Source organism: Bacillus sp. FSL E2-8900, assembly GCF_037966225.1.
Classification (GTDB): domain Bacteria; phylum Bacillota; class Bacilli; order Bacillales; family Bacillaceae_G; genus Bacillus_A; species Bacillus_A cereus.
Genome location: NZ_CP150193.1, coordinates 3,020,136 through 3,042,980 on the forward strand (window position 1 = coordinate 3,020,136; position 22,845 = coordinate 3,042,980).

Below are 22,845 nucleotides of genomic sequence, written 5' to 3' on the forward strand. Positions count from 1 at the left end.
ATCTATACACAGATTCCCTGCATGAATACAGAGGATCTATCTTCTTATTGAATATTTGACAGTATACGTTCAGCACCTAATTTTAACATTTTAATAAAGATATAATTTACAATCGTAAACATTACAAATAAAACGATAAACATAACCCACAGTCCGACATGAAGGAAGAAGTATAATACACTTACTCCCCCCACAATAATTAAAGCTATTAAAATATTAGCTAAAAAATTCCACAAAGTTGTATATCGACTTTTAAATAATTTCTGCTCTGTATCCCAATGAATATCTGCAGTTTGCGCGTCCCAGCGTGTTCCGATTAAATTAATTAATAACAACCCGTTCGCACTTAGTAAAAACCACAGTATCATAAAGACTGGAGAAATCCCAGCTACAACTGCCATCGTAATACCGAATACTGCTAAAATGATCACATTAATTAACCAAGCAGTGATTGCTTTCGCAAAAAAGATATCCGAAGCCTTTACTGGTAAATAACGATTCACAAACCAAGAGCTTCCATCTCGCGAAAATGACGTTGTTGCAATGACGTTACTACCCATTAAAAATAACGATGCACAAAGGCCAACACCAATTGCAAATCCCGTTGTCTCTGAATTGTTAATATACTCTGTAATAAACTTTAAATTTCCATCTTGCACAAATAAAATAAAGAACAACATAATTGGCATAACGAAAGTTTGTACAATGCAATTTAAGAAAAATTGTGGTGTACGGAATAACGTTTTAAATTCTTTTTTCACATACGCTTTTAAATGCGAACTTTGTACTGTTGATTTCTGTAAACCTTCCGCCGAAATAACTTGTTTCTTTGCTGTACTCGTTGAAAGTCCAATAACCCCTTTTAAATATGTACGCTCTGCTATGTAATAAAACAACACAAAGAAGACAAATGAAATAACTGCAAAGATTATTACATATAAAGGTCCCTTCCAATTTGCATTTTCTACTAATGCTACTGCTCCAAAATATGTAGTTGGAAAATAGTTTGTCATTTGTACTAAAAGAGAAGACTGGTTGTTTGCAAGGTAATCCGCAATTGCATCTTCAGAAAACGAACTTTTATTTTTCCACTGCAAAAATACGTTAATTCCTACAATAAATAGTATACTTACGATTCCAATAAATATATTTCCTCGGTCTTTATTTTTCGCTATATTTGTATACCTCATAATAACTGTCATCAGTAACGAAGCTAGTACTAACGGCACAATTGGGAAGAGTAAGTAAATGAAAATCATATATATGTAATATGTAATAAATGCGCCACTTTTTAAACCGTACGTAATAAAGATCGGTAATAAAATAAATGAACTCATTACGTATTGTGTAATTAATACTGTTAAAAATTTGGCTGAAATAATTTGCGCTGGTTTTAATGGTAATGGTAATAACATTTCAATGTCATTGCTGTAGTAAAATACAGTTAAAATGTTCGTAATACTCATTAAAAATACCCATATACTCGCAATCGCAAGTCCCATTGCGATAATCATTCCTGGATCTTGCCCTAAATGTATCATTCCCTCATACATTGCATGCGTGATAGAACCAAACAGTAAAAAGCCGACAAATAAAATAGCTGCAAATGAAAATACATACGCCCATCGCTTCTTCTTATCTGTTATAAAATCTGCATAATTTAATTTCAATAATACTTTCGTTAACGTCCAAATTTTACTCATTGCCCGTCATCTCCAAGAACATTTTTTCAAGTGATTCATTGGATTTAAAATGATCTCTCATTTCATCTAAATTCCCTTTAAACTGAAGGTTTCCCTTATTAATAATCGCGACGCGGTCACATAATTTTTCTGCCACTTCTAATACGTGTGTAGAGAAAAATACAATCTTTCCTTTATCCGCATGCTCTCTCATCATTTCTTTTAAAATATATGCAGATTTCGGATCAAGCCCAGTTAATGGTTCATCTAAAATCCATACATCTGGCTCATGTACGAGCACACCAATAATAACGATTTTTTGTCTCATACCGTGCGAATAACTTTGAATTTGATCAGATAAAGCATTATAAAGATCAAACTTCTTCGCTAAAGACTCTATTCGTTCTTGTCGTACTTCTTTCGGCACTTCATACATATCGGCCATAAAGTTTAAATATTCAATTCCTTTTAATCGTAAAAACATATCTGGACTATCTGGTACATAACCAAACGTCTTCTTCGCTTCCATCGGCTCTTCCATAATATTTTTTCCGTTAATCGTAATAGTCCCTTTGTCCACCCCGTGAATACCAGTAATCATCTTAATTGTCGTTGATTTACCCGCACCATTCGGTCCTAAAAATCCAAAGATTTCGCCGCTAGGTACAGATAAACTTAAGTCTTTTACTGCATAGGTAGACCCATTATAACTTTTTGACACATTCGTAATTTCAATCATTTCATCCAATCCTTTCCTTAATTACCAAATAACTATATTGATATTATAGCATAGTTCTATTTTAAGATTTTTACATTTTTCAGTATATTTAACCTTTAAAATAAATATACACCCCTAATCCAACAACTAAAACGACAGCTAGTATAATATAAATCATTGTTAAGCGTTTAATATTCCCCTTTGTCGCTTTGCTATAATTTGCATCACCATTCCGCCCAATTAACACCGTCGCAATGACAGTAATCACTACAAGTAATACAACGATCATGATCCAAGTTAGCATTTCTTCCTCCCCCTCCTTACAACCATTTTACAATATTATCCTCTTTATTTCGCAGCATATTTCCTCTTTTTACTATTATTATGAACCAAACTGGAAAACTATTATTACCATTCCTATCCATATGTGATATATTTATAACATAACGTGATTTATTTCTAACAATATAAGGAGGAACTATCATGAAAACAACTTGGATAAAATATTTAGGATTTCTCGGTTTCTTCGGTTTCCTCGGATTTTTTTATGAAAAAGGATTGTTTACTATGTTCTGTTTCTTCTCCTTTTTCACATCGTATAGAACAGTTCAACACGATGAACTGTTTGAACAAATTGTCAATAAATCGTGTCGCAATGCATTTATCGTTACGTTACTAACTACCACAATCATTATGTTTATTGAAATGTTATTTCCAAACCCTACGCTACAAGAGATTGATATCGCTCTTATTTTCGGCACACTCATTCTTACATTCGGCTTTTCTATGTTCTTTTTCGATAAACCAATTGATGAAATGGAAGATGCACCATGGCATTCGTAACGAGAATAAAAGAATACCGTGCCAAATTGAACATGACACAAGAAGATTTAGCGAAGAACGTTGGTGTGCGACGTGAAACAATTAGTCATCTCGAAAAAGGTAAATACAATCCTTCCTTACAACTTGCTCACGATATAGCGAAGGCATTACATAGTACGATTGATGAGATTTTTATTTTTGAGGATTGATTAAAGACGTCCAGTCACAAGAATCACAAAAAAAATACCGTCATTCTTTCCAAGAAGAATGACGGTATTTCTCATTGATTATCCATATAAAACCGCATGAAATACGCCTAATAGCAAGTATTGATCCTGCATGTAATCTTCATCATATACATTCATCTCAATGTAATACATATCTTCCTCAAGACGAATATTCCAATCTGCAATTACATAGCCCTTTCGTAATAACTTTCCCATTCCAAATAAAGTTTTATGAACAACATATTCTTCTGCCTTATATGTAAAGGTAAATAAGAAATTTGCATCCAATAACTTTCCGTCACATACAAGTATTTCATGCTCTGCATCATGATTATCTTTGTACATTACTAAAATCCTTCTTTGGCGCTGCCTACTTACATCCTTTGCAATGACGCGAATATTGTCCTTACTATCCTTTATTTCATAAATAATATTACTACCAATTTTCGGAATAAAATCCAGCACTCTCATCAGCGTATTTTTATAATAGCCCCTTACTACACCTACTTGCTCACTTCCATTATAAACCTCTATCGGTGTCGTATCTGCTTTGCTATCACACGGTCGTTTGTAAGAGAGCTGCATCATTCGCTCTCCTCTTAAGTACTGATCAAACGTCACAGGATATTCTATCATGCGCAGTTCTTTATTTAGCTCATACAAATAGCGTTGAACACTCTCTATTAATGTTGCAGTAGCTATACGCTCTTGAAGTTCAAATTCTTGCCAGCTGGAAAAAACAGTCCATTGATTATGATCCTCTTCATAGAAGAAACCAAGAATTACCTCTTCACGGTCAGCCGTTTCATATTTCATAGGCACGTTCTGCCCATGTTGAACTTGTTCCATCCACTGACCTAAATAAATCCCCAGCTCTGCAACCTTCATACATGATTTTTGAAAAAATACGCTGTCACTCGCGCAAATCGTTACATCTCCTTCGATAAAGCCCTTTGAATAAGCATCATACCGTGGCTCATCCTTCTGCGGGAGATTTTTGTCTAACTCAAATAAAAACGTTAACATCCTTTATTCACCTCTAGTTGTTACACTAATCATACATGACATCGCATCACGCTAGGAAACTATTTATATACGCATATTTAATTCACGCATTATAACACGTGAATGACCTTGTATAGTAGCTCTATTTTTTTGTTCTATATCTTAGTATATGAATTTATATGAGCGATTTTTCAAATATATCTATCGCAACTTACAATATATCAACGATTTTTTCAATATATCTATCGCAACTTACAATATATCAACGATTTTTCAAATATATCTATCACAACTTACAATATATCAACGATTTTTTCAATATATCGATTTTTCGACAAATATCAGCACGATTAAAATGAAGCTACCTTTTCTTCCGCCACTTCTACAATTTCTAAAATTTGTAGAAGACTCTCCACTTCATAAGTCGGATTAACACTCGTCTTATTCTCTTTCAAACTCGGATTATACCAACACGTATCAATGCCGAAGTCTTCTCCGCCTTTCATATCAGAAGTTAGCGAATCTCCGACCATTAGTACACTTAATTTATCCGTAATCCCAAACTTCTCAAACGCATAATCAAAAATCTCACGTGCTGGTTTTTGATGACCAACTTCTTCAGAAATAATAATATGATCAAAAAAATTACATAAAGGTGAATTTCCGATTCTTGATTGTTGCACCATCGTATATCCATTCGTAATAATACCTAACTTGCAATCTTGTAGATTTTCACATAATTGTACTGCGCCTTCTATAAGATGTACTTCTTTCCCTAAGTTTTCAAGATATACATTACTAAATTGCTGTGCATCTACGTCTATATTATGAAGCGCAAATAATTGTCTAAATCGATCTACTGCTAATTCACTTAGCGTAATCATTTTATTTTCTAAATCTCTCCATAATCCATTACTAATCTCTTTATAGCTTGCAAGATAATCATTATACCCTGTAGGCATATCAAACTGTACAAACGCATTATGTAATGCGTTTCTTTCCGTTTCAGGGAAATCTAATAATGTATCATCTACGTCGAATAATATAACTTTGTATTTCATGATGTTTTTCTCAACTCCTATATTCTCATAGCTTAATTATAACAACAATAAGAAAGGGAGGCTAATTAAAACCAGCCTCCCTTCTTTTTACTTTTCTTCCAGCAGTAACTCTTTCATTTCCTCTAACGAATCTTTCGTAAAGCCAAGAGCTTTTTCAGCGTATGCTTCAACTGATCCGTATTGCTTTTGAATTTCACCAATCGCAGCTTGCAAGTATTCAGCACGCGCTTCAAACATTGCACCTAATATCGCTCTGCTCTCATCGTTTTGTAATTTCGCACCTAAAAAGGCCATCATTTTTTCATTTAGCTTTTCACGGAATCCGTTACTTAGTAAGTAGTCTTCCATTACTGTTTTTTCTGGTACACCTAGTAAAAGTAGTAATAATGCTGAACCAAATCCAGTACGATCTTTTCCAGCTGTACAGTGGTTTACTAACGGTAAGTTTTCCGGGTTTTGCGCTAAGTTTAAGAAACTCACGAATGCCTCGTTGCCACTTACGAAATCTTGATTCATTTTCACAAGATACTCACCTGGTTTTCCTAACATAGAAAGGTCACCAACTTGGAAAAACTCATTTATATTTAAGTCTTTCGCTAAGTCTTGCATAACTGGTAAGCACACTTGACGAGCACCTGTAATCTCAGGATTTGGCTTATGCTTTACCTCAAAGTTTGTACGATAGTCACAAATTAACTTTAAACCAGACTTTTGTAAATAGTCGATATCCCACTCTGTTAGTCCTGCTAATTCTTCAGAACGGTATAATTTGCCCCATTTCACTTTACGTCCATCTGTCGTTTCATATCCACCCATATCACGGAAGTTAAACGCACCTTGTAATGGCAATCTACGCTCAGCTACTGTCACTGCTTGTCCATTACTTCCTACTAGTCTAAAATATGGACGTTCATTTTCACTCGGGTTTTCAATTGTATATGATAATTCTCCATTTACAGTTGCAAGTAGTTCTCCATTTTCTTCAATATGATCTGGTGAAGTACTCCAATAAATACGAACTTCTTCTATATTATTTTCCCACTTTATTTGTAACGTATTATCTTCAATTCTTTCTACAGTTGCTTGTAGCCAATTTCTTTGCTGCTCCATTCTTTCACCAACGCTTTCTCTTATAATTGAATCTTACCCTATTGTATTATGGGAATATCCATTTTGTCGTTCTCATTTTTCTTTTTATCTTACAAACAGGCGAAAAGTTCTTTTACTTGTTCAAAATTTGTACATGGATTACCGCGAAATACGTATGCGATTTGTTCATTACCTAAATCTTCGTATACAACTGTTCCGCGATTAGGGTGCGAATAAAACTCTAACCCGTTTATAATTTGTTTTGGGCCATAGTTCATTGTCCATGAAGAAATAGGATAGTACGCTTTGTTTTTATGTCTACAAACCCAAAGTGCATATAGTTTATTAACTTCGTCCCAGTATACATACTGCGTTTCGTCATTTCCGAAACCGACCGATTCAAGTTTCCAATTTAGTTTTTCATGAATTAACAAATTTACATAGGATACGTCATCTGGAGCATTCCACTCTCTACATCTTCCTATCTCACCCATTTCACTTCTCTTCGCTTGAAAGCTTAATAAGTGAAATGATGTATGTAATATCGTTTTCCCAAGCTCCATATTTACTGGTTGTAATTCAAATAGAAATCGTTCCATTTCGTCTTGTTTTACATATCCATGATCAACAGAAATTTCAACTTGTGTTTTCCATATAGATGTAACGTAACTTTCTTTTCCTTTATAATTTATACCTTTCCAATACACAAGCCCTTTATATTGAAAACAATCTCCTTTTGCTTGAGAAATACAGCTATCCGGAAATACTGGTTCCATTATATCGAGAAAAAATTCCTTTACTCGAAACATCCCAGTTGGAGTAACAACCTGAAACCAAAAAGTTCCCCACTTTTCACCTTCATAACGTTCTGAAACTTTTTCAACATTCCAGCCTTCTAACAATACATTTGGATACAGTAACACGAATGAATGCATGGATTGCTTTAACATATATAGTCCCCTCCCGCTATACGAGTTCGAGAGTATACATCCTTCATCCTCCTAAAACTTCCTCACATACCGCTCAGTACAACTCAGCAGCTGACATCCGTTCTTTTCAAAAACATCCTTCATCCACTCATTTTGCATATTTGTCTCACCAATATAATAAGATGCACCTATTTCCTTTAAGACAAACATCGCACCTGCAAATAACGCAGCTTCATATCCCTTATTACGCATATTTGGAGTAACTGCGAAGTACATAAGTTTCCCTTCTTCTAACGTACCTCTTTCAATATGCGGGATTACAATTCCTATCGGCTCTTCATCGGCACTCGCTGTTAAGCAATGTTCTTTCCATTGCTCACCAATTTCTTGTAGCATCATATGCACAAATTGATCATGAGCGACTGGTTCTCCCGTTGCTTCATTCCACAGTGAATAAAAAGCCTCTTCTCCAACTTCTTCAATAAGCTTAAAATCAATTTCACTTTCTACATCTTCTACTTCGTATATATCTTTAAATACAATCATGTTTTCCGTAACATATTCAAATAAATACGTTTCAAAACATCTTTTATACACATCATAATTTGGACTTTTTGAAGAGATTTCAAAATGTAGTTTTTCTAATCCATCTTTTTTAGCTTCAGCAACGCAATATTGCATCATTTCCTCTAATTGCTCTTCTGTAAAAATCTCTGCATTATTTTCTTTTATCATAATAGAAGAAGCATTTCTTCTTATTTTAAAATGTTTTTCTAACTGTTCTATCGTCGTCATATTCTTCCCTCATCTATATCATACTCGAATTTCTAATCGTTCTCCTTGCATGAGCAGGATTGTCCTTGAATATATAGAATACTAGAAAAGATCGCATCTTTAAAGTGCGGAGGAGGTTCTCCAGTGGATATTACAGCATTGCAACAACAGTTAGAGCTTATACAACAAAATGACTATACGCAACTGCAACATATAGACGTAAATGAGTTAACTTTGAACATGCTTCAGTATATCGGAACGACTGATAGCTACGTTCGTTACCAACTTATATATAAATGTTTTGCGCATTTCATTCATCATGAATTCCTTATGGACGATCAGCTGAAATTACTTCTGCAAACTTGTTTAAGTGATGAGTATTTATATTGTGACATTTACTCCCCACATACAGATGGGGTTTTCACACGTTCTTACACTGTTTCGTTAATTGCGTTAATACTCCAATTCGCTAATTCGCACTACTTTTGTACAGAGGAGGATATCGAAGAAATAAAAAATAAACTCATTACATACACAAACTTAGAAACAGATTTTCGGGGCTATATCGAAAATAAAGGATGGGCTCATTGTCTTGCTCATGTATCTGATGCCTTTACTGAAATTGTTCATAATACGTATACAACTTTTGAATGGTACGAAGAATTAATTCATTGTTTATTAAATAAAATCTTTATTCCATCTGACCTTTTTCATAATAACGAAGATGAACGCATTGTTACTCCATTACTAGCAATGCTGTATCATGATTTTCCTCAGAACGATTTAATTTCTATTATTCATAAAAAAATAAAAAGGCTTCCTCAAATTAGAAAACGCCTTTCGCTTAATGAGTATTGTATTTTATGTGCCAATATTAAAACCTTTTTACGCACATTATTTTTCAGAACGAAAGATGACCATAACTTAGCCTTTACAGCACGTAAAACAGAAAGAATGTTAAAAGAACTTCCTAACTATTATTAAATACAAGGAGCAATGACATGGGTTATATTGAAGATATGAGAAATCTAGTAGGAAATCATCCACTTATTCTAATAGGATCACACGCCATTATATTAAATGAAAAAGATGAAGTATTGCTGCAACTCCGTACAGATTTTAACCGCTGGGGCATTATTGGCGGTGCCTTAGAATATAACGAAACATTAGAAGACGCTTTAAAGCGAGAAGTATATGAAGAAACTGGACTTATTATTAAAAATCCAGAACTATTCCGTACATACTCTGGACCAGATTACTTTCAAATCTATCCAAACGGCGATCAAGTACACGGTGTACTCGTTGTTTATATTTGCCGAGAATTTCATGGTGAACTTGTATGCGATCAAAGTGAATCAAAAGAACTACGCTTCTTTTCACTTGATGAATTACCTAATAATCTTCCCCCTGTTATTGAGAGGATTATTACAGATTATCAAAAAAAATAAGGGAACGCTTAACGTTCCCTCTTAAATCCAATCCGTTTTTTAATTTCCGCTAAATTTACCTTTGCAATAGCGCGTGCCTTCTCAGCACCGTTTTCTAATGCTTCATATAATAAATCCGGCTCATTCATATACATTGCGTACTTTTCACGAGGTCCAGCTAACTCTCGATCTACTATGCGAAACAACTCTTTTTTCACATCGCCCCATCCGATTCCAGTCTCATATTTTTCACGTAATGACTGTATTTCGTCTTCTGTCGCAAATTCTTTATAAATTGTAAATAAGGTTTCTAGTTCTTTTGGTTCATTTGGAAGTGAAGAATCTGTTTTGATTTTAAATATTAACTTTCGTAGTTTTTCTTGCTCTGCAAATAATGGGATCACATTTCCGTAACTTTTACTCATCTTTCTTCCGTCAAGGCCAGGTAATATTGCTCCTTCTTCTTGTATGACATACTCCGGAAGTGTAAATGTCGTGCCAAATGTATGATTAAAATACGTCGCAATATCACGCGCGATTTCAATATGTTGAATTTGGTCTTTTCCGACAGGTACATGTGTAGCTTGAAATAATAATATGTCAGCTGCCATTAAGATCGGGTACGTATATAACCCCATGTTCACTCCCGCATCGACCTCTAACCCTGCTTCTTTATTTTGCTCCACCTTCGCTTTATACGCATGAGCACGGTTCATAAGACCTTTCGGAGTTAGGCAAGCTAAAATCCAAGCTAATTCTAGAATTTCCGGTACTTCTGTTTGTCGATAAAAAATAACATCTTCTCCAAGTCCAAGCGATAACCAAGTAGCTGCTACCTCTTTCGTATAACTGCTGAACTTTTCTGAATCATGCACAGCATTTAATGCATGATAATCAGCTATAAAGTACAATGCTTTTCCTTCATTATTCTTTGACATTTGTAATGCAGGTTTAATCGCACCAATATAATTTCCTAAATGTGGATAACCTGTCGGCTTAATTCCTGTTAACATTATTTTTTCACTCACACTAACTCCTCCTTTCTCAAAATAAAAAGAGCCCCTCATCCTAAAAAAGGACGAGAGACTCCCGCGGTACCACCTTAATTAGCTATCATTAGCTCACTTCATACTTCAATAACGTGAAGTAACCGTCTTTACCTACTCATTTCAGTTAGAAGCTCCAGAGTCCATTCCATATTCATCCCTTACTGATTCTCACCACATATCAGCTCTCTGAAAAGTTTCGAATATGTACTCTTCTCTTTCATTGCTTTTTCGTTATTTTTTACAGTTTATCACATTTCACTTCCAAACAAACCAAAATTTTCTATTTTATATAGAAGGAATTTCCACTTCAATTGTCTAATATTATATAGGTTTGCAGAAATATTCGAAACAACTTTGGAGGTTTTTTCATGGTAAAATATATATCCATTTTAGGTTCCACAGGATCCATCGGCACATCTGCATTAGATGTCGTTTCAGCTCATCCTGAACATTTTAAAATCGCCGGTTTAACCGCAAATTATAATATCGATCTTCTTGAGCAACAAATCAAAACGTTTCAACCTCGTATTGTAAGCGTTGCGACAAAAGACTTAGCAGACAAGCTTCGTACGCGTATTTCAGCAAATACAAAAATCACACACGGGACTGATGGCTTAATTGCAGTAGCTACTCACCCTGATTCAAATCTTGTATTAAGCTCTGTTGTAGGTGTTTCAGGATTACTTCCAACAATTGAAGCATTAAAAGCGAAGAAAGATATCGCTATTGCTAATAAAGAAACTTTGGTTGCAGCTGGACATATCGTAACTGAACTAGCGAAACAAAACGGATGTCGCTTAATTCCAGTAGATAGTGAGCATTCAGCTATTTTCCAATGTTTAAACGGAGAAAATAATAAAGAGATTGAGAAGTTAATTGTAACAGCTTCCGGTGGTGCATTCCGTGATAAAGCACGTGATGAAATGCAAACATTACAAGCAAAAGATGCTTTAAAGCACCCAAACTGGTTAATGGGCGCAAAACTAACGATTGATTCTGCCACATTAATGAATAAAGGGTTCGAAGTAATGGAAGCGAGATGGCTATTTGATATTCCATATGAAAAAATTAATGTAATGATTCATAAAGAAAGTATCATTCATTCTTTAGTAGAATTTATTGATGGATCAGTTATGGCACAGCTCGGTGCTCCTGATATGAGAATGCCGATTCAATATGCGTTTCACTATCCTACTCGGCTACCTTCTTCCTATGAAAAATTAAATTTATTAGAAATCGGTAGTTTACATTTTGAAAAACCAGATTTAGAGAAGTTCCCTTGTCTACAATACGCATATGAATGTGGCAAAATCGGTGGTACTACTCCCGCTGTATTAAATGCAGCAAATGAAATTGCGAATGCGCTATTCTTAAAAAATGAAATTGCCTTTTTCGATATTGAAAAAACAATTTACAAAACAATTGAAGCTCATCATAACGTAAAAGATCCTTCACTAGATGCTATATTAGAAGCGGATCAATGGGCGCGCCAATATGCAAATGAATTGTTAATAAAAAAGCGCTAAAACAGTTCCCACTGTTTTAGCGCTTTTTTTCACGTATTCAACTTAACAAATCTATAACCGTGTGTAACTAACACTTTTAATATCGCATATCCTGGAATGGCTAAAATAATGCCCATAATCCCGAATAAGTTTCCGGCAGTTAAAATGATAAAAATGATAGTAATCGGGTGAATATCTAACTTTTTACCCATGACTTGCGGAGAAATAAATTTACCTTCTGCTAATTGTACAACCATCATAACAATAATTACTTTTAACACCATTGCTGGCGAGTCGATAAATGCGATAATTAACGCTGGTGTAATCGCGATAATTGGTCCTACGTACGGAACGATATTTACAATCATCGCTAAAATCGCAAGTAATACCGCATATTTAATACCAATAATAAGATAACCAATTAATAGCATAATACCGATAAATAAGCTGACGATAATTTGACCTCTAATATACGAGCTAATCGCATAATGCATATCATCTAGTATTCTCATTGCTGCTGGTTGTCTTTGCTCTGAAATAAACTTTAAAAAGTGATTCGGCAATTGCTCACCATCTTTTAAAAGATAGAACAATATAAATGGAACCATTACAAATGTCAAAACAACCTCTGTAACAGTACTCAAAAATCCAGTTACATTCCCAGTTACTGATGATAATGACTTTGTAAAATCAACTGTGTATTCTTTTACCATATTCGCAACATTAATATTTAAATTCTCCTGAATTTTACCGAGTAAATTACTTTCCCCGAATCTACGTGCTGCTTGTTCAATCTCATGGCCAAAATACGGTAAGTTATCAATTAATGCATCAATTTGATCTTTAATAATAGGGATAACCGTTACAACTAAAAATACAAATAATCCTAGTACGATTAAATATATGGAAGCTATCGATACGATTCTTGAAACACCTTTCTTTTCTAAAAGCGAAACGAATGGATGTAAAATATAAAATAGCACGCCTGCTAATAGTACTGGGAAGAAAATTGTTTTTAAAAATACGATAAACGGTGTAAAAACAAATGATATTTTTGTTAGCAATAAAATATTAATGAACAATAACGCAAATCCAAGTAATACCGCCAAATAATTTTGTTCTCTAAAAAACTTTCTTAACTTATCTCTTTTTCTTATATTTATTTTCTCCAACGAAACCACCTCTTCGAATGATGAAAAGCCCTTATTCAGGGCTCTTCATCATAATCTATATATCTATTTCTTTGCAGCTTTCACTACAAATGATACAATAAAAATTAACACGATTGCACCTAATAATGCTGGCACGACATGAATCCCACCAAAAGACGGCCCAAAAGTTCCAAATAATTTACCACCTAATGAAGCACCTAATAAACCTGCGATAATATTTCCGAACATACCACCTGGGAAATTTTTACCCGTTATAGAACTAGCAATTGCACCTATAATAGCACCAACTATTAATGTGATAATCCATCCCATTTTTAGTCCTCCATTTCTATTATAGTTTGTATGATTTAATACAAACATATGTATTTATCATTGCTAATCATATTTCACTATAGAAATATATTTACTACTATTTTACATATGGAGATACATATATTATATGCAAAAAAGAAAAATATTGTCAAACTCACCCATAAAGCAATTATATTCATATACCATATTTAAAGGAGGCTTCATTATCTATGATTCTTAAGTTAAATTCCACTTCTTTTGAAGTAGCAACATCCATTTTACAGGTTCAAATTCCAGCTTATAAAGTTGAAGCAGACTACTTAAATAGTACTGCCATACCTCGTTTATATGATACTGTAAACGATATTCAAAATTGCGTTGAAACATTCTATGGATATTTTTCTGAAAATAAACTTGTCGGTTTTATTTCTTTTGTACAAGAAGAAAAACTAATCGATATCCATAGGCTAGTTGTATCGCCCGATTTTTTTCAAAAAGGAATCGCAACGAAACTCCTAATTTATATATTTAACATGTTTCCCTCTCCAATGACATATATTGTACAAACAGGTAAAGCGAATACCCCTGCTATTACTTTATATAAAAAACACGGATTCATTACAGTATCAGATACAATACTTCCTGACGGTATGATTCTTACGCAATTAAAAAAGACAGAATACACAAAATAATTTGACTTGTTCGCTCCTTTATGTTATTTTTTACTTTATAAAACCTTTTGCTGAGTCCAAATTTTGGAGCGGGGGAACCATTTTTGTAGCTATGCTACTTGGGGCGAATCTTTTTTAAGTAGGGAAACTCTCACTTCCCGAGTCCGACAGCTAACCTCGTAAGCGTAATGGGAGAGGAAGGTGCTTTTTGCCTATGTTACACATTTTGCCTCCTTAATTATAAATATGGGATCGATATCAAATAGTCACCTATATTTATAGAAAAGGAGAATGTATTATGTTACGTTTATCTGATCACGCAATTAAAATGATGGAGCAAAGACTTCGAATTGAAAAACAACGCACATATCAAGCAAATAAGGTTGTAGATAACTTACATCACAAATACTTCTTTCAGCATATTTTTCAACCGAAAAGATAAAGAAAATGTTTATTTAATATTAAAAAACACAAGGTGTGTCTTACAAAGACATTCCTTGTGTTTTTTATATTCTTTATAAAATTCTCACTACATTTAAGCTTGCTGTAATCGCACCTGCTATAGTAGTCACATGCCCTACACCTAACGGGCCATTTTGTAATATTAATGTTGAATTGGCACTCGTCACATTCACAAGAAGTGTATTTGAAATGGCTGGTTCGATTACTACAGTTGATGTCGTTACGTTTTGTATAAAACTCCCTGTTAGTTGCGTTCCATTTAATAGCAATCTAACAGATACTGTCTCATTCCCACCATTTGCATCCCCTTGAAAATAGTAGCTTACTAAATATATTCCTGGCGTCGTTACTGTGACTGTCGTAGCACTAGTTAAAGATACACCAGTTCCATATACAGTGGATCCAGAATTAATTGGGATGTTGGCATTTGCTGCAATTGTGCTTGTTGATGTAGAAAAGAAATATCCGCCACCTGTCGATATAGCAGATGATCCTGTTGCTCCAGTTAAGCCTGTTGGACCTGTGGCACCTGTTGGGCCCGTTATCCCCGTTACCCCTGTTGCTCCAGTTATTCCTTGTATGCCTTGTATTCCGGTCGGTCCTGTTGCACCAGTCACTCCAGTCGCTCCGGTTGCTCCGGTTGCTCCCGTCACACCTTGTGGCCCCTGGATTCCTTGGATTCCTTGTGGACCTGTTGCTCCCGTAGGGCCGGTCGCTCCCGCCTGCCCCGTTACCCCTTGTGGACCTTGGATTCCTTGTGGACCTTGAGGACCCGTTGCTCCAGTAGGTCCGGTTGCTCCTGTTGGACCAGTTTCTCCTTGTGGTCCTTGAATTCCTTGAGGACCTTGGGGACCCGTTGCACCAGTAGGTCCGGTTGCTCCTGTTGCTCCTGTTGGACCCGTCGAACCGGTTATCCCTTGAATTCCTTGAGGACCTTGGGGACCCGTTGCACCAGTAGGTCCGGTTGCTCCTGTTGCTCCTGTTGGACCCGTCGAACCGGTTATCCCTTGAATTCCTTGCGGTCCAGTTGGGCCGGTTGGACCGATTACACCTTGAATTCCTTGTATACCTTGTATTCCCTGTGGACCCGTTACTCCTTGTGGTCCTTGAATTCCCTGTATTCCTTGAGGACCAGTTGCACCAGTCGGACCGGTTGGGCCTATACTTCCTTGTGGTCCCTGAATACCTTGTATTCCTTGAGGACCAGTTGGACCGGTTATGCCACTCGGACCTTGTACGCCTTGCACTCCTTGAGGACCGGTTGGACCACTCGGACCTTGGATTCCTTGTAGCCCCTGTAAACCAGTTGGACCGGTCGCTCCCCTTACTCCTTGCTCACCTTGTATGCCTTGTAGACCTTGAGGGCCGGTTGGACCGATTGGCCCCTGTGCTCCTTGCACTCCTTGTGGACCAGTCGGACCGGTTGCTCCTGCCGGTCCCTGGATTCCTTGTAGACCTTGCGGACCAGTCGGACCGGTTACTCCTTGTATCCCTTGTGGACCTTGAATGCCTTGATCACCCGTTGGACCCGTTGCCCCCATTGGTCCCTGTACTCCTTGCAAACCTGTTACACCAGTTGCTCCGGTCGGTCCCTGGATTCCTTGTACCCCTTGAATTCCAGTCGCTCCTGTTGCTCCGGTCGCTCCTGTTGCCCCTGTTGCTCCAGTCGGACCCGTTGGACCCCCTGGTGATCCTGCTGGACCGGTTGGACCAGTTGGACCTCCTGGTGGACCAGTTGGACCGGTTGCTCCAGTCGGGCCAGTTGCAGAACCTGTCAGACCAGTTATCCCAGTGGCTCCTGTTGGGCCGGTTGGACCTGGATCACCTTGTAAACCGGTTGGACCAGTCGGACCGATTACACCTTGCACTCCTTGTATTCCTTGTATTCCTGTTGGACCTACCTGCCCCATTTCTCCCTGGGGACCTTGTAAACCTTGAACACCAGTTTCCCCTTGTGGACCCATTGGTCCTTGCTCCCCTTGAATTCCTTGAGAACCAGTTGGCCCTGTTGGACCAATCGGACCCTGTATTCCTTGTATTCCGGTTACACCTTGTAAACCACTACCTCCTAAATTACCTTGCACACCTTGTATACCAGTATTTCCAGTTGGTCCAGTCGGACCAATTTCCCCTTGCACTCCTTGTATTCCTTGTACTCCTGTTGGGCCGGTTGGACCGATTTCTCCTTGCATTCCTTGTATGCCTTGTATTCCTGTTGGACCGGTCGGACCGATTGGGCCAGGAATTCCTTGTATCCCTTGAATACCAGTTGGACCAGTCGGACCTCTTTCTCCTTGTATTCCTTGAACACCTTGTATTCCCTGTGGGCCTCGTTCTCCCATAGGCCCTTGATTACCTTGAGCCCCCCGTGGTCCTGTTAAACCAGTAGGACCTGTTGGTCCAATCTCTCCTTGCACCCCTTGCACTCCTTGTATTCTTGTCGGACCTGTTGGACCAATTGGCCCTTGTACGCCTTGTATTCCTTGCGGTCCAGTTGGTCCACCTAAAGAACCTGTCGGACCCGTTGGACCAGTCGGTCCCGTAATACCTGACGCCGGAAAAGGAATAGGTGCTTGAAACTTACTACACTTATCTTGATCCCTCACAAGCAGCTCCCCCCGTTATAACTAACGTATCAAACTATTTTTAATACATTTAAACTAGCTGTTATCACACCAGATAATGTCGTTACATGCCCAATAGCTAATGGGCCATTTTGTAAAGATAAAGTAGCATTTGAAGAAGTAACTTCAATGACCATCGTATTCGAAACTGCTGGTTCTAATATAAAAGTACCTCCTGTAACATAAAAAATAAAACTCCCTGCGACTTGTGTTCCATTTAAAGTAAGCCTCACTGAAATCGTTTCATTCCCCCCAGTTGGATCGCCTTGAAAATAATAGCTTACTAAATAAATTCCCGGCGTACTTAACGTTACAGTTGTTGCATTTGTTAAACTGACATCAGAACCAAAAACTGTAGATCCAGAATTAATTGGTATTAACGCATTCGCTGCAATTGTACTCGTTGAAGTAGAAAAGAAATAACCCCCCCCGCTAGGTAAGCCAGTCGCTCCTGTCGCTCCCGCTATTCCCAAGAAACCTATTGAACCTGCACTACCAGTTGCTCCTGTCGGTCCCACCACACCACTTGGGCCCTGACTACCTTGTGCTCCAACTGGGCCTATACTACCACTAGCACCTGTCACCCCACTTGCTCCAATTGGGCCTTGCAACCCTTGAATCCCTTGTATACCTTGTATTCCTTGCGGACCCGTTGCACCTGTATTGCCTGTCGTTCCCGTTATTCCTTGTATTCCCGTAATCCCTTGCACTCCTTGCACACCTTGTGGTCCAGTTGCCCCGGTTGCTCCAGTAGCCCCAGTTTCACCCGTTGCACCTGTAATTCCAACATTTCCTTGTGGGCCTTGTGGGCCTTGACTACCTTGCGCTCCTTGGACTCCTTGTGGGCCTGTTATACCGACTTCCCCTGCACTTCCTTGGGGACCTCTAATTCCTTGTGCACCTGTTGGACCGATAATTCCTTGCACTCCTTGTATTCCTTGCACTCCTTGCGCTCCTGTTGGACCCGTTATTCCTTGTAATCCTTGAGAACCTTGCAAGCCAATAGCTCCAGTCGGTCCTATTATTCCTTGCACTCCTTGAGGACCTTGTGCACCTTGTGTGCCTGTCAATCCGGTAGTCCCTTGTATCCCTTGAACACCTTGAGGACCTTGTATTCCAGCTGCTCCTGTTTCTCCTTGTATCCCTTGAACTCCTTGTATACCTTGTGATCCAGCAGGACCGGTTACTCCTCGGATTCCTTGTGCACCTTGAGCTCCTTCCGCTCCTGTAACACCAGCTGGACCAGCTACACCTTGGATTCCCACCATTCCTTGTGCACCTGTTGGACCGATTACACCTTGAATACCTTGAATACCTTTAGGGCCTTCTGCACCTGTTGGACCGATTACTCCCAGCGGACCTTGTATTCCTCGAGAACCTTCTGCACCCGTTGGACCGGTTATACCTTGGTTACCTTGAGGACCTTGTGCCCCTTGTACTCCAACTGCTCCAACTACACCTTGGGAACCTTGCGCTCCTCTTACACCTTGAGGACCTGTTGGACCGGTTATACCTTGCACTCCTTGCGCTCCAATTGGTCCTATCCCACCGCTTACACCTGTTGAACCAGTCGCACCCGTTGGACCTGTTGGACCTCCTGGTGGACCGGGTGGTCCAGCTGGTCCAGTCACCCCACTAGATGGACCAATTGGACCAGTTGTTCCCGTCGGACCGCCCGGTGGTCCTTCTGAGCCTTGAATACCAATGCTACCTGTCGCTCCCGTTATACCTCTTATTCCTTTTATCCCTTGAAAACCTGTTGCTCCCGTTATACCTTGTATTCCTTGCACACCTTGTGGTCCTTGTAAACCTATTGCACCTGTTATCCCCTTTATTCCACTTATACCTTGGGCACCTTGCATTCCAGTAGAACCAGTTGGACCCACTTCCCCTTGTATTCCTTGAGCTCCTTGCGGGCCTTCCTCTCCAGTAATTCCTTGTATACCTTGGAAGCCGTCTTCTCCTTGTATACCAATAGCCCCTTGCTCTCCTTGTATTCCTTGAACACCTTGAGGGCCTTGTGGACCAGTTACACCCGAGACTCCAGTTATGCCTCTCTCTCCTTGCATTCCTTGTGCCCCTGTTTGTCCTCGCTCGCCTATTTCCCCTTGTATTCCTTGTGTGCCTTGTATACCTTGACTACCAGCAGGACCCGTTGCTCCTTGTATTCCTTCTAATCCTTGTACTCCAATATCACCAATTAGACCTTGGTTACCGATTAATCCTTGAGCACCTTGGAGACCAGTCGGGCCAGTTATACCTTGCTCTCCTGTATCACCAATAGCCCCTTGTATTCCTTGTGCTCCTGTTGTCCCTTGGGGACCTTGTATTCCCCTGATACCTTGAGGACCTTGGGGCCCAGTTGCTCCCGTCGGTCCAGTCACCCCTGTAGGACCAACAGGACCTTCATGCCCTCCAGTTGGACCGATTGGACCACTATTACCTGTCGGACCCGTTGCTCCTATAAACGGAAGAGGCAGTGCCACTCCAAATTTTTTGCACTTTCTATGATGACGCACAACAATCCCCCTTCCCCAAAATAATTACACCTTTTATATGAAATGCATTTTTATAAGAAAAGTACACCTTTGACCTCATTTTTTTAAAATAAAGAAGCCTATCATTTCATCTATTTGAAATCATAGGCTTCTTTTATAAAAACACTTTACTTTCTAGCTTTAATAATAAAAGTAGTCGGCACCATTCTAGCTTTATATAAAGAATAATACTTCGTAGACGGCTCAGCTAGTTCTCCATCAAACGAGCTTGATGGTTCAGGCTCTTCTATTCTCTCAATTTTAAATCCCGCTCTATTTAACTCATTTATGTATGTACTTATTTTTCTCTTATATAATGTCGCTTGTACATTTTCTCCTTTAAATGTTTCAAACGTAATGGGCGTTTCCTTATGATAAGAAGACTTTATAGCAACTTCTTCCGTACCATACTGTAAGTTTGAATATACCGGGTGCTCCCAACTAAAAATAAAACTTCCTCCTGGCTTTACATATGAATAAATCAGTTCCAACGTTTTTCTTAAATCCAAAGTCCAACCTAATGCATAAATGGAATATACAATATCAAAATATCCTTTCGGAATATCTCCTTCTTCTTCCATTGCTCCGCATACTAACTTTGGATTCCATTCCTTTAACGTCTTATTCGCTATTTCAATTTGTGTACTCGAAAGATCAAGCCCCCATAATTCCTCTGCCCCTTGTTCCGCCATATATTGCAACGAATGCCCACTTCCACAGCCAATATCAAGAACCTTTTTCTTTCTGATTGAATCGAACAAACGAATCTCATCTTCAGACGCCGTATACGGACCATATTTAGGTAAACAATCCACTTGAAAGAAATAAGGTGCAACTGTATCCCAACACTTTTTATTTAAAGCTAACATTTGCGTACCTTTCATATTCTACATTCCCCCATCCATTTTTCTTTCTCTAATATTAATTACATATCATAACCAGATCGCCCTTTTCTCTTCGCCCGGTAGTTTTTCACTTTCGCAATCGTACCGCATGCTCTTCCTCCTTCTTCTCCAGCATACATACCGCACCATCTTTTACTTCCATTTCGCGAATGATCATAAAATACCCAGCGACAATCTGGACATGCTTTTAACCTTCCCCATACATTTTCTTGAATTGACATTAACACAATGCTTAACACTTTTGTATACACATTCTCTTCATATACCGGTTCATATGTAATATCTTTCATATCATCCTTTATATGTACATGAAATGGGTATTTCTCTAACCATTTTTGCAATGATCCTTCGCCTTCAATTGTCATCCGAATATCTTCTCGAAAACCTCTTAATTCCTCTATCGTATGAAATGGAAACTCTTCATCAAAATATTCTTTCATAAAAAGCTTTATGTCTTCTTCTGTTTGCAGCAAATCAATTGGCTCTCTCGTATCGTTTGGTATTCTCCATGTATTTAAAAATTCCCGAATATGTTCTAGTTCATTTGGAGCGTTTTGATTCAATTCGATCCACCTTCTTCTTAAAATTTACTTTTTTCTGACTTTATGTATAATTATAGTATAAAATAGTTAACCATCAAATGATTTTACTGGTTACATAATTAGGAGGATTTCTATGAAAAGTTTCTCAACACCGATACGTTTCATGCTTATTTCTTCATTTTTTATGTCTTTTGGGTATTTTGCAGTATACGCATTTTTAGCTATTTATCTATTAACCTTTCTTCATTTTTCTGCTGTCCAAGTAGGAACAGTGTTGACGGTTATGACAATTACATCACGAGTTATCCCATTATTCTCAGGGTTAATTGCTGACAAAATAGGCTATATCATTATGATGATATCCGGTTTATTTTTGAGAGGAATCGGATTTATCGCTTTAGGAATATGCTCTGATTTCTATACAATTTCTATTTCTTCTGCACTTATTGGCTTCGGAACTGCATTTTACGAACCTGCTGCGCGCGCCATATTCGGTTCACAACCAGCTCATTTGAGAAAAAATTTATTTACATATTTAAACCTTAGCTTTAATTGCGGTGCAATAATCGGACCAATTGCAGGAGGGTTCTTACTCTTACTCGATCCACTCTACGCTTTCTCTCTAACAGGATCTCTTATGCTGTTATTCGCTTTTATCTTTTACTTACTTAAAAATCACTTCCAAGTCACTACTGAAAACACGTCTATTACATTAGGAATACAGGCCATCTTACAAAACAAGTATTTCCTTCTGTTTTCCTTTATCATGATTTTCTTCTATATTATGTTTACTCAGCTTACTGTCGCACTTCCACTTCATATGAAAAACATTAGTAGTAGCAATCAACTTGCTACATTAGTCATTACGATAAATGCAATAACAGGCGTCCTATTTATGGTGTTATTCCGAAAACTCTTTCTCAAATACAACACCCTTTCCTTTATTAAATACGGTGTTTTACTAATGAGTATTTCCTTTTTACTCATTCCTTTATTTCAACACCCATATTGGCTCTTTATTTGTGTAATTTTATTTACAATCGGTGAAACACTTGTATTACCAAACGCTGATATCGCTATTGCAAATTACAGTAATGAATCATATACAGCCACTTTCTTTGGATTTTATCAACTATCACTCGCATTTGGTTTTATCATTGGTAATTATACCGGTACATCTTTTACATCCAACTTAAGCGGAGTGTATACACCATGGCTTATTTTTGGCGGAATAGGGCTTACTGGTTTTATTTCACTACATATTTTGAATATAAAAAAAGTGGCCTCTAAAGAGGATAGATATATACCTATGTAATACAAGCGTCCTATAATAAAAAAAATCGACCATCATAT

The 22,845-nt window shown here is 37.8% G+C and carries 23 protein-coding genes, 1 riboswitch and 1 other annotated feature; of the genes, 8 read left to right on the forward strand and 15 right to left on the reverse strand.

What is annotated here, in order from left to right; translation table 11 throughout:
* Window positions 1–44: 44 nt before the first annotated feature.
* From NST90_RS15450 to NST90_RS15460, 3 genes are all read right to left on the reverse strand, one after another.
* Entirely contained in the window at window positions 45–1,703 is a 1,659-nt protein-coding gene (locus tag NST90_RS15450) for an ABC transporter permease (protein ID WP_000036886.1), read from the reverse strand.
* The gene (locus NST90_RS15455) at window positions 1,696–2,421 is read right to left on the reverse strand and encodes an ABC transporter ATP-binding protein (RefSeq protein WP_000570206.1); all 726 of its coding nucleotides are present in this window, start codon (window positions 2,419–2,421) and stop codon (window positions 1,696–1,698) included. The genes NST90_RS15450 and NST90_RS15455 overlap by 8 nt, the downstream gene beginning before the upstream one ends.
* A gap of 88 nt (window positions 2,422–2,509) precedes the next feature.
* Window positions 2,510–2,704: a hypothetical protein gene (locus NST90_RS15460; protein ID WP_000958863.1), complete on the reverse strand. Its 195-nt coding sequence runs from the start codon at window positions 2,702–2,704 to the stop codon at window positions 2,510–2,512.
* Between the two features lie 179 nt (window positions 2,705–2,883).
* Here NST90_RS15460 and NST90_RS15465 point away from each other — a divergent pair, with 179 nt between their 5' ends.
* Window positions 2,884–3,243: a DUF3796 domain-containing protein gene (locus tag NST90_RS15465; protein WP_000859224.1), complete on the forward strand. Its 360-nt coding sequence runs from the start codon at window positions 2,884–2,886 to the stop codon at window positions 3,241–3,243.
* Window positions 3,231–3,431 carry a helix-turn-helix transcriptional regulator gene (locus NST90_RS15470; protein WP_242266158.1) on the forward strand — a complete coding sequence of 67 codons (201 nt, stop codon included), beginning with the start codon at window positions 3,231–3,233 and terminating at the stop codon, window positions 3,429–3,431. Before NST90_RS15465 ends, NST90_RS15470 begins: the two co-directional genes overlap by 13 nt.
* Before the next feature lie 78 nt (window positions 3,432–3,509).
* Here the strand turns inward: NST90_RS15470 and NST90_RS15475 are convergent, their stop codons facing one another.
* The 5 genes from NST90_RS15475 to NST90_RS15495 all read right to left on the reverse strand — a co-directional run bounded on the left by NST90_RS15475 (window position 3,510) and on the right by NST90_RS15495 (window position 8,328).
* Window positions 3,510–4,475, reverse strand: coding sequence for a hypothetical protein (locus tag NST90_RS15475; RefSeq protein WP_000955103.1), 966 nt, complete (start codon window positions 4,473–4,475; stop codon window positions 3,510–3,512).
* Window positions 4,476–4,804: 329 nt separating this feature from the next.
* Window positions 4,805–5,515, reverse strand: coding sequence for a YjjG family noncanonical pyrimidine nucleotidase (locus NST90_RS15480; RefSeq protein WP_048534814.1), 711 nt, complete (start codon window positions 5,513–5,515; stop codon window positions 4,805–4,807).
* Window positions 5,516–5,602: 87 nt separating this feature from the next.
* Complete coding sequence (locus tag NST90_RS15485) at window positions 5,603–6,625, reverse strand: tyrosine-protein phosphatase (protein WP_000437803.1); 1,023 nt, start codon at window positions 6,623–6,625, stop codon at window positions 5,603–5,605.
* An 89-nt stretch (window positions 6,626–6,714) separates the two neighbouring features.
* Complete coding sequence (locus NST90_RS15490) at window positions 6,715–7,554, reverse strand: hypothetical protein (protein ID WP_000917826.1); 840 nt, start codon at window positions 7,552–7,554, stop codon at window positions 6,715–6,717.
* A 51-nt stretch (window positions 7,555–7,605) separates the two neighbouring features.
* A complete protein-coding gene (locus tag NST90_RS15495) occupies window positions 7,606–8,328 on the reverse strand; it encodes a GNAT family N-acetyltransferase (RefSeq protein WP_000207371.1) in 723 nt (240 codons plus the stop codon).
* Window positions 8,329–8,451: 123 nt separating this feature from the next.
* Here NST90_RS15495 and NST90_RS15500 point away from each other — a divergent pair, with 123 nt between their 5' ends.
* Together NST90_RS15500 and NST90_RS15505 are read left to right on the forward strand one after the other, a co-directional pair.
* Window positions 8,452–9,291: a DUF2785 domain-containing protein gene (locus tag NST90_RS15500; protein WP_000355451.1), complete on the forward strand. Its 840-nt coding sequence runs from the start codon at window positions 8,452–8,454 to the stop codon at window positions 9,289–9,291.
* A gap of 17 nt (window positions 9,292–9,308) precedes the next feature.
* Window positions 9,309–9,755 carry an NUDIX hydrolase gene (locus NST90_RS15505; RefSeq protein WP_000540463.1) on the forward strand — a complete coding sequence of 149 codons (447 nt, stop codon included), beginning with the start codon at window positions 9,309–9,311 and terminating at the stop codon, window positions 9,753–9,755.
* Window positions 9,756–9,763: 8 nt separating this feature from the next.
* Here NST90_RS15505 and NST90_RS15510 read toward each other — a convergent pair whose 3' ends face one another.
* Window positions 9,764–10,762: a tryptophan--tRNA ligase gene (locus tag NST90_RS15510; protein WP_242266159.1), complete on the reverse strand. Its 999-nt coding sequence runs from the start codon at window positions 10,760–10,762 to the stop codon at window positions 9,764–9,766.
* Between the two features lie 43 nt (window positions 10,763–10,805).
* Window positions 10,806–11,013, reverse strand: a binding site (T-box leader).
* Window positions 11,014–11,151: 138 nt separating this feature from the next.
* Between NST90_RS15510 and NST90_RS15515 the strand changes: the two genes are divergently transcribed.
* Window positions 11,152–12,309, forward strand: coding sequence for a 1-deoxy-D-xylulose-5-phosphate reductoisomerase (locus tag NST90_RS15515; protein WP_283748146.1), 1,158 nt, complete (start codon window positions 11,152–11,154; stop codon window positions 12,307–12,309).
* A 29-nt stretch (window positions 12,310–12,338) separates the two neighbouring features.
* On the opposite strand, the gene NST90_RS15520 is transcribed toward NST90_RS15515, so the two are convergent.
* Window positions 12,339–13,460, reverse strand: coding sequence for an AI-2E family transporter (locus tag NST90_RS15520; protein WP_000411484.1), 1,122 nt, complete (start codon window positions 13,458–13,460; stop codon window positions 12,339–12,341).
* A 63-nt stretch (window positions 13,461–13,523) separates the two neighbouring features.
* Window positions 13,524–13,772, reverse strand: coding sequence for a GlsB/YeaQ/YmgE family stress response membrane protein (locus NST90_RS15525; protein ID WP_000539727.1), 249 nt, complete (start codon window positions 13,770–13,772; stop codon window positions 13,524–13,526).
* A gap of 209 nt (window positions 13,773–13,981) precedes the next feature.
* Between NST90_RS15525 and NST90_RS15530 the strand changes: the two genes are divergently transcribed.
* Together NST90_RS15530 and NST90_RS15535 are read left to right on the forward strand one after the other, a co-directional pair.
* Window positions 13,982–14,443: a GNAT family N-acetyltransferase gene (locus tag NST90_RS15530; protein ID WP_000601226.1), complete on the forward strand. Its 462-nt coding sequence runs from the start codon at window positions 13,982–13,984 to the stop codon at window positions 14,441–14,443.
* Window positions 14,444–14,481: 38 nt separating this feature from the next.
* Window positions 14,482–14,624, forward strand: a riboswitch (cyclic di-AMP (ydaO/yuaA leader).
* A 96-nt stretch (window positions 14,625–14,720) separates the two neighbouring features.
* Entirely contained in the window at window positions 14,721–14,864 is a 144-nt protein-coding gene (locus NST90_RS15535) for a hypothetical protein (RefSeq protein WP_000945243.1), read from the forward strand.
* A 73-nt stretch (window positions 14,865–14,937) separates the two neighbouring features.
* Here the strand turns inward: NST90_RS15535 and NST90_RS15540 are convergent, their stop codons facing one another.
* From NST90_RS15540 to NST90_RS15555, 4 genes are all read right to left on the reverse strand, one after another.
* A complete protein-coding gene (locus tag NST90_RS15540) occupies window positions 14,938–17,496 on the reverse strand; it encodes a BC_3345 family exosporium-associated protein (RefSeq protein ID WP_326040605.1) in 2,559 nt (852 codons plus the stop codon).
* 23 nt (window positions 17,497–17,519) lie between these two features.
* The gene (locus NST90_RS15545) at window positions 17,520–20,027 is read right to left on the reverse strand and encodes a collagen-like protein (RefSeq protein WP_061113583.1); all 2,508 of its coding nucleotides are present in this window, start codon (window positions 20,025–20,027) and stop codon (window positions 17,520–17,522) included.
* Window positions 20,028–20,173: 146 nt separating this feature from the next.
* Window positions 20,174–20,929 carry a class I SAM-dependent methyltransferase gene (locus NST90_RS15550; RefSeq protein WP_025708778.1) on the reverse strand — a complete coding sequence of 252 codons (756 nt, stop codon included), beginning with the start codon at window positions 20,927–20,929 and terminating at the stop codon, window positions 20,174–20,176.
* Window positions 20,930–20,970: 41 nt separating this feature from the next.
* Window positions 20,971–21,513: a CGNR zinc finger domain-containing protein gene (locus tag NST90_RS15555; RefSeq protein WP_006922529.1), complete on the reverse strand. Its 543-nt coding sequence runs from the start codon at window positions 21,511–21,513 to the stop codon at window positions 20,971–20,973.
* 112 nt (window positions 21,514–21,625) lie between these two features.
* Between NST90_RS15555 and NST90_RS15560 the strand changes: the two genes are divergently transcribed.
* On the forward strand, window positions 21,626–22,807 hold the full coding sequence (locus NST90_RS15560) for an MFS transporter (RefSeq protein WP_061113582.1): 1,182 nt from the start codon (window positions 21,626–21,628) through the stop codon (window positions 22,805–22,807).
* The last annotated feature ends 38 nt before the right edge of the window (window positions 22,808–22,845 follow it).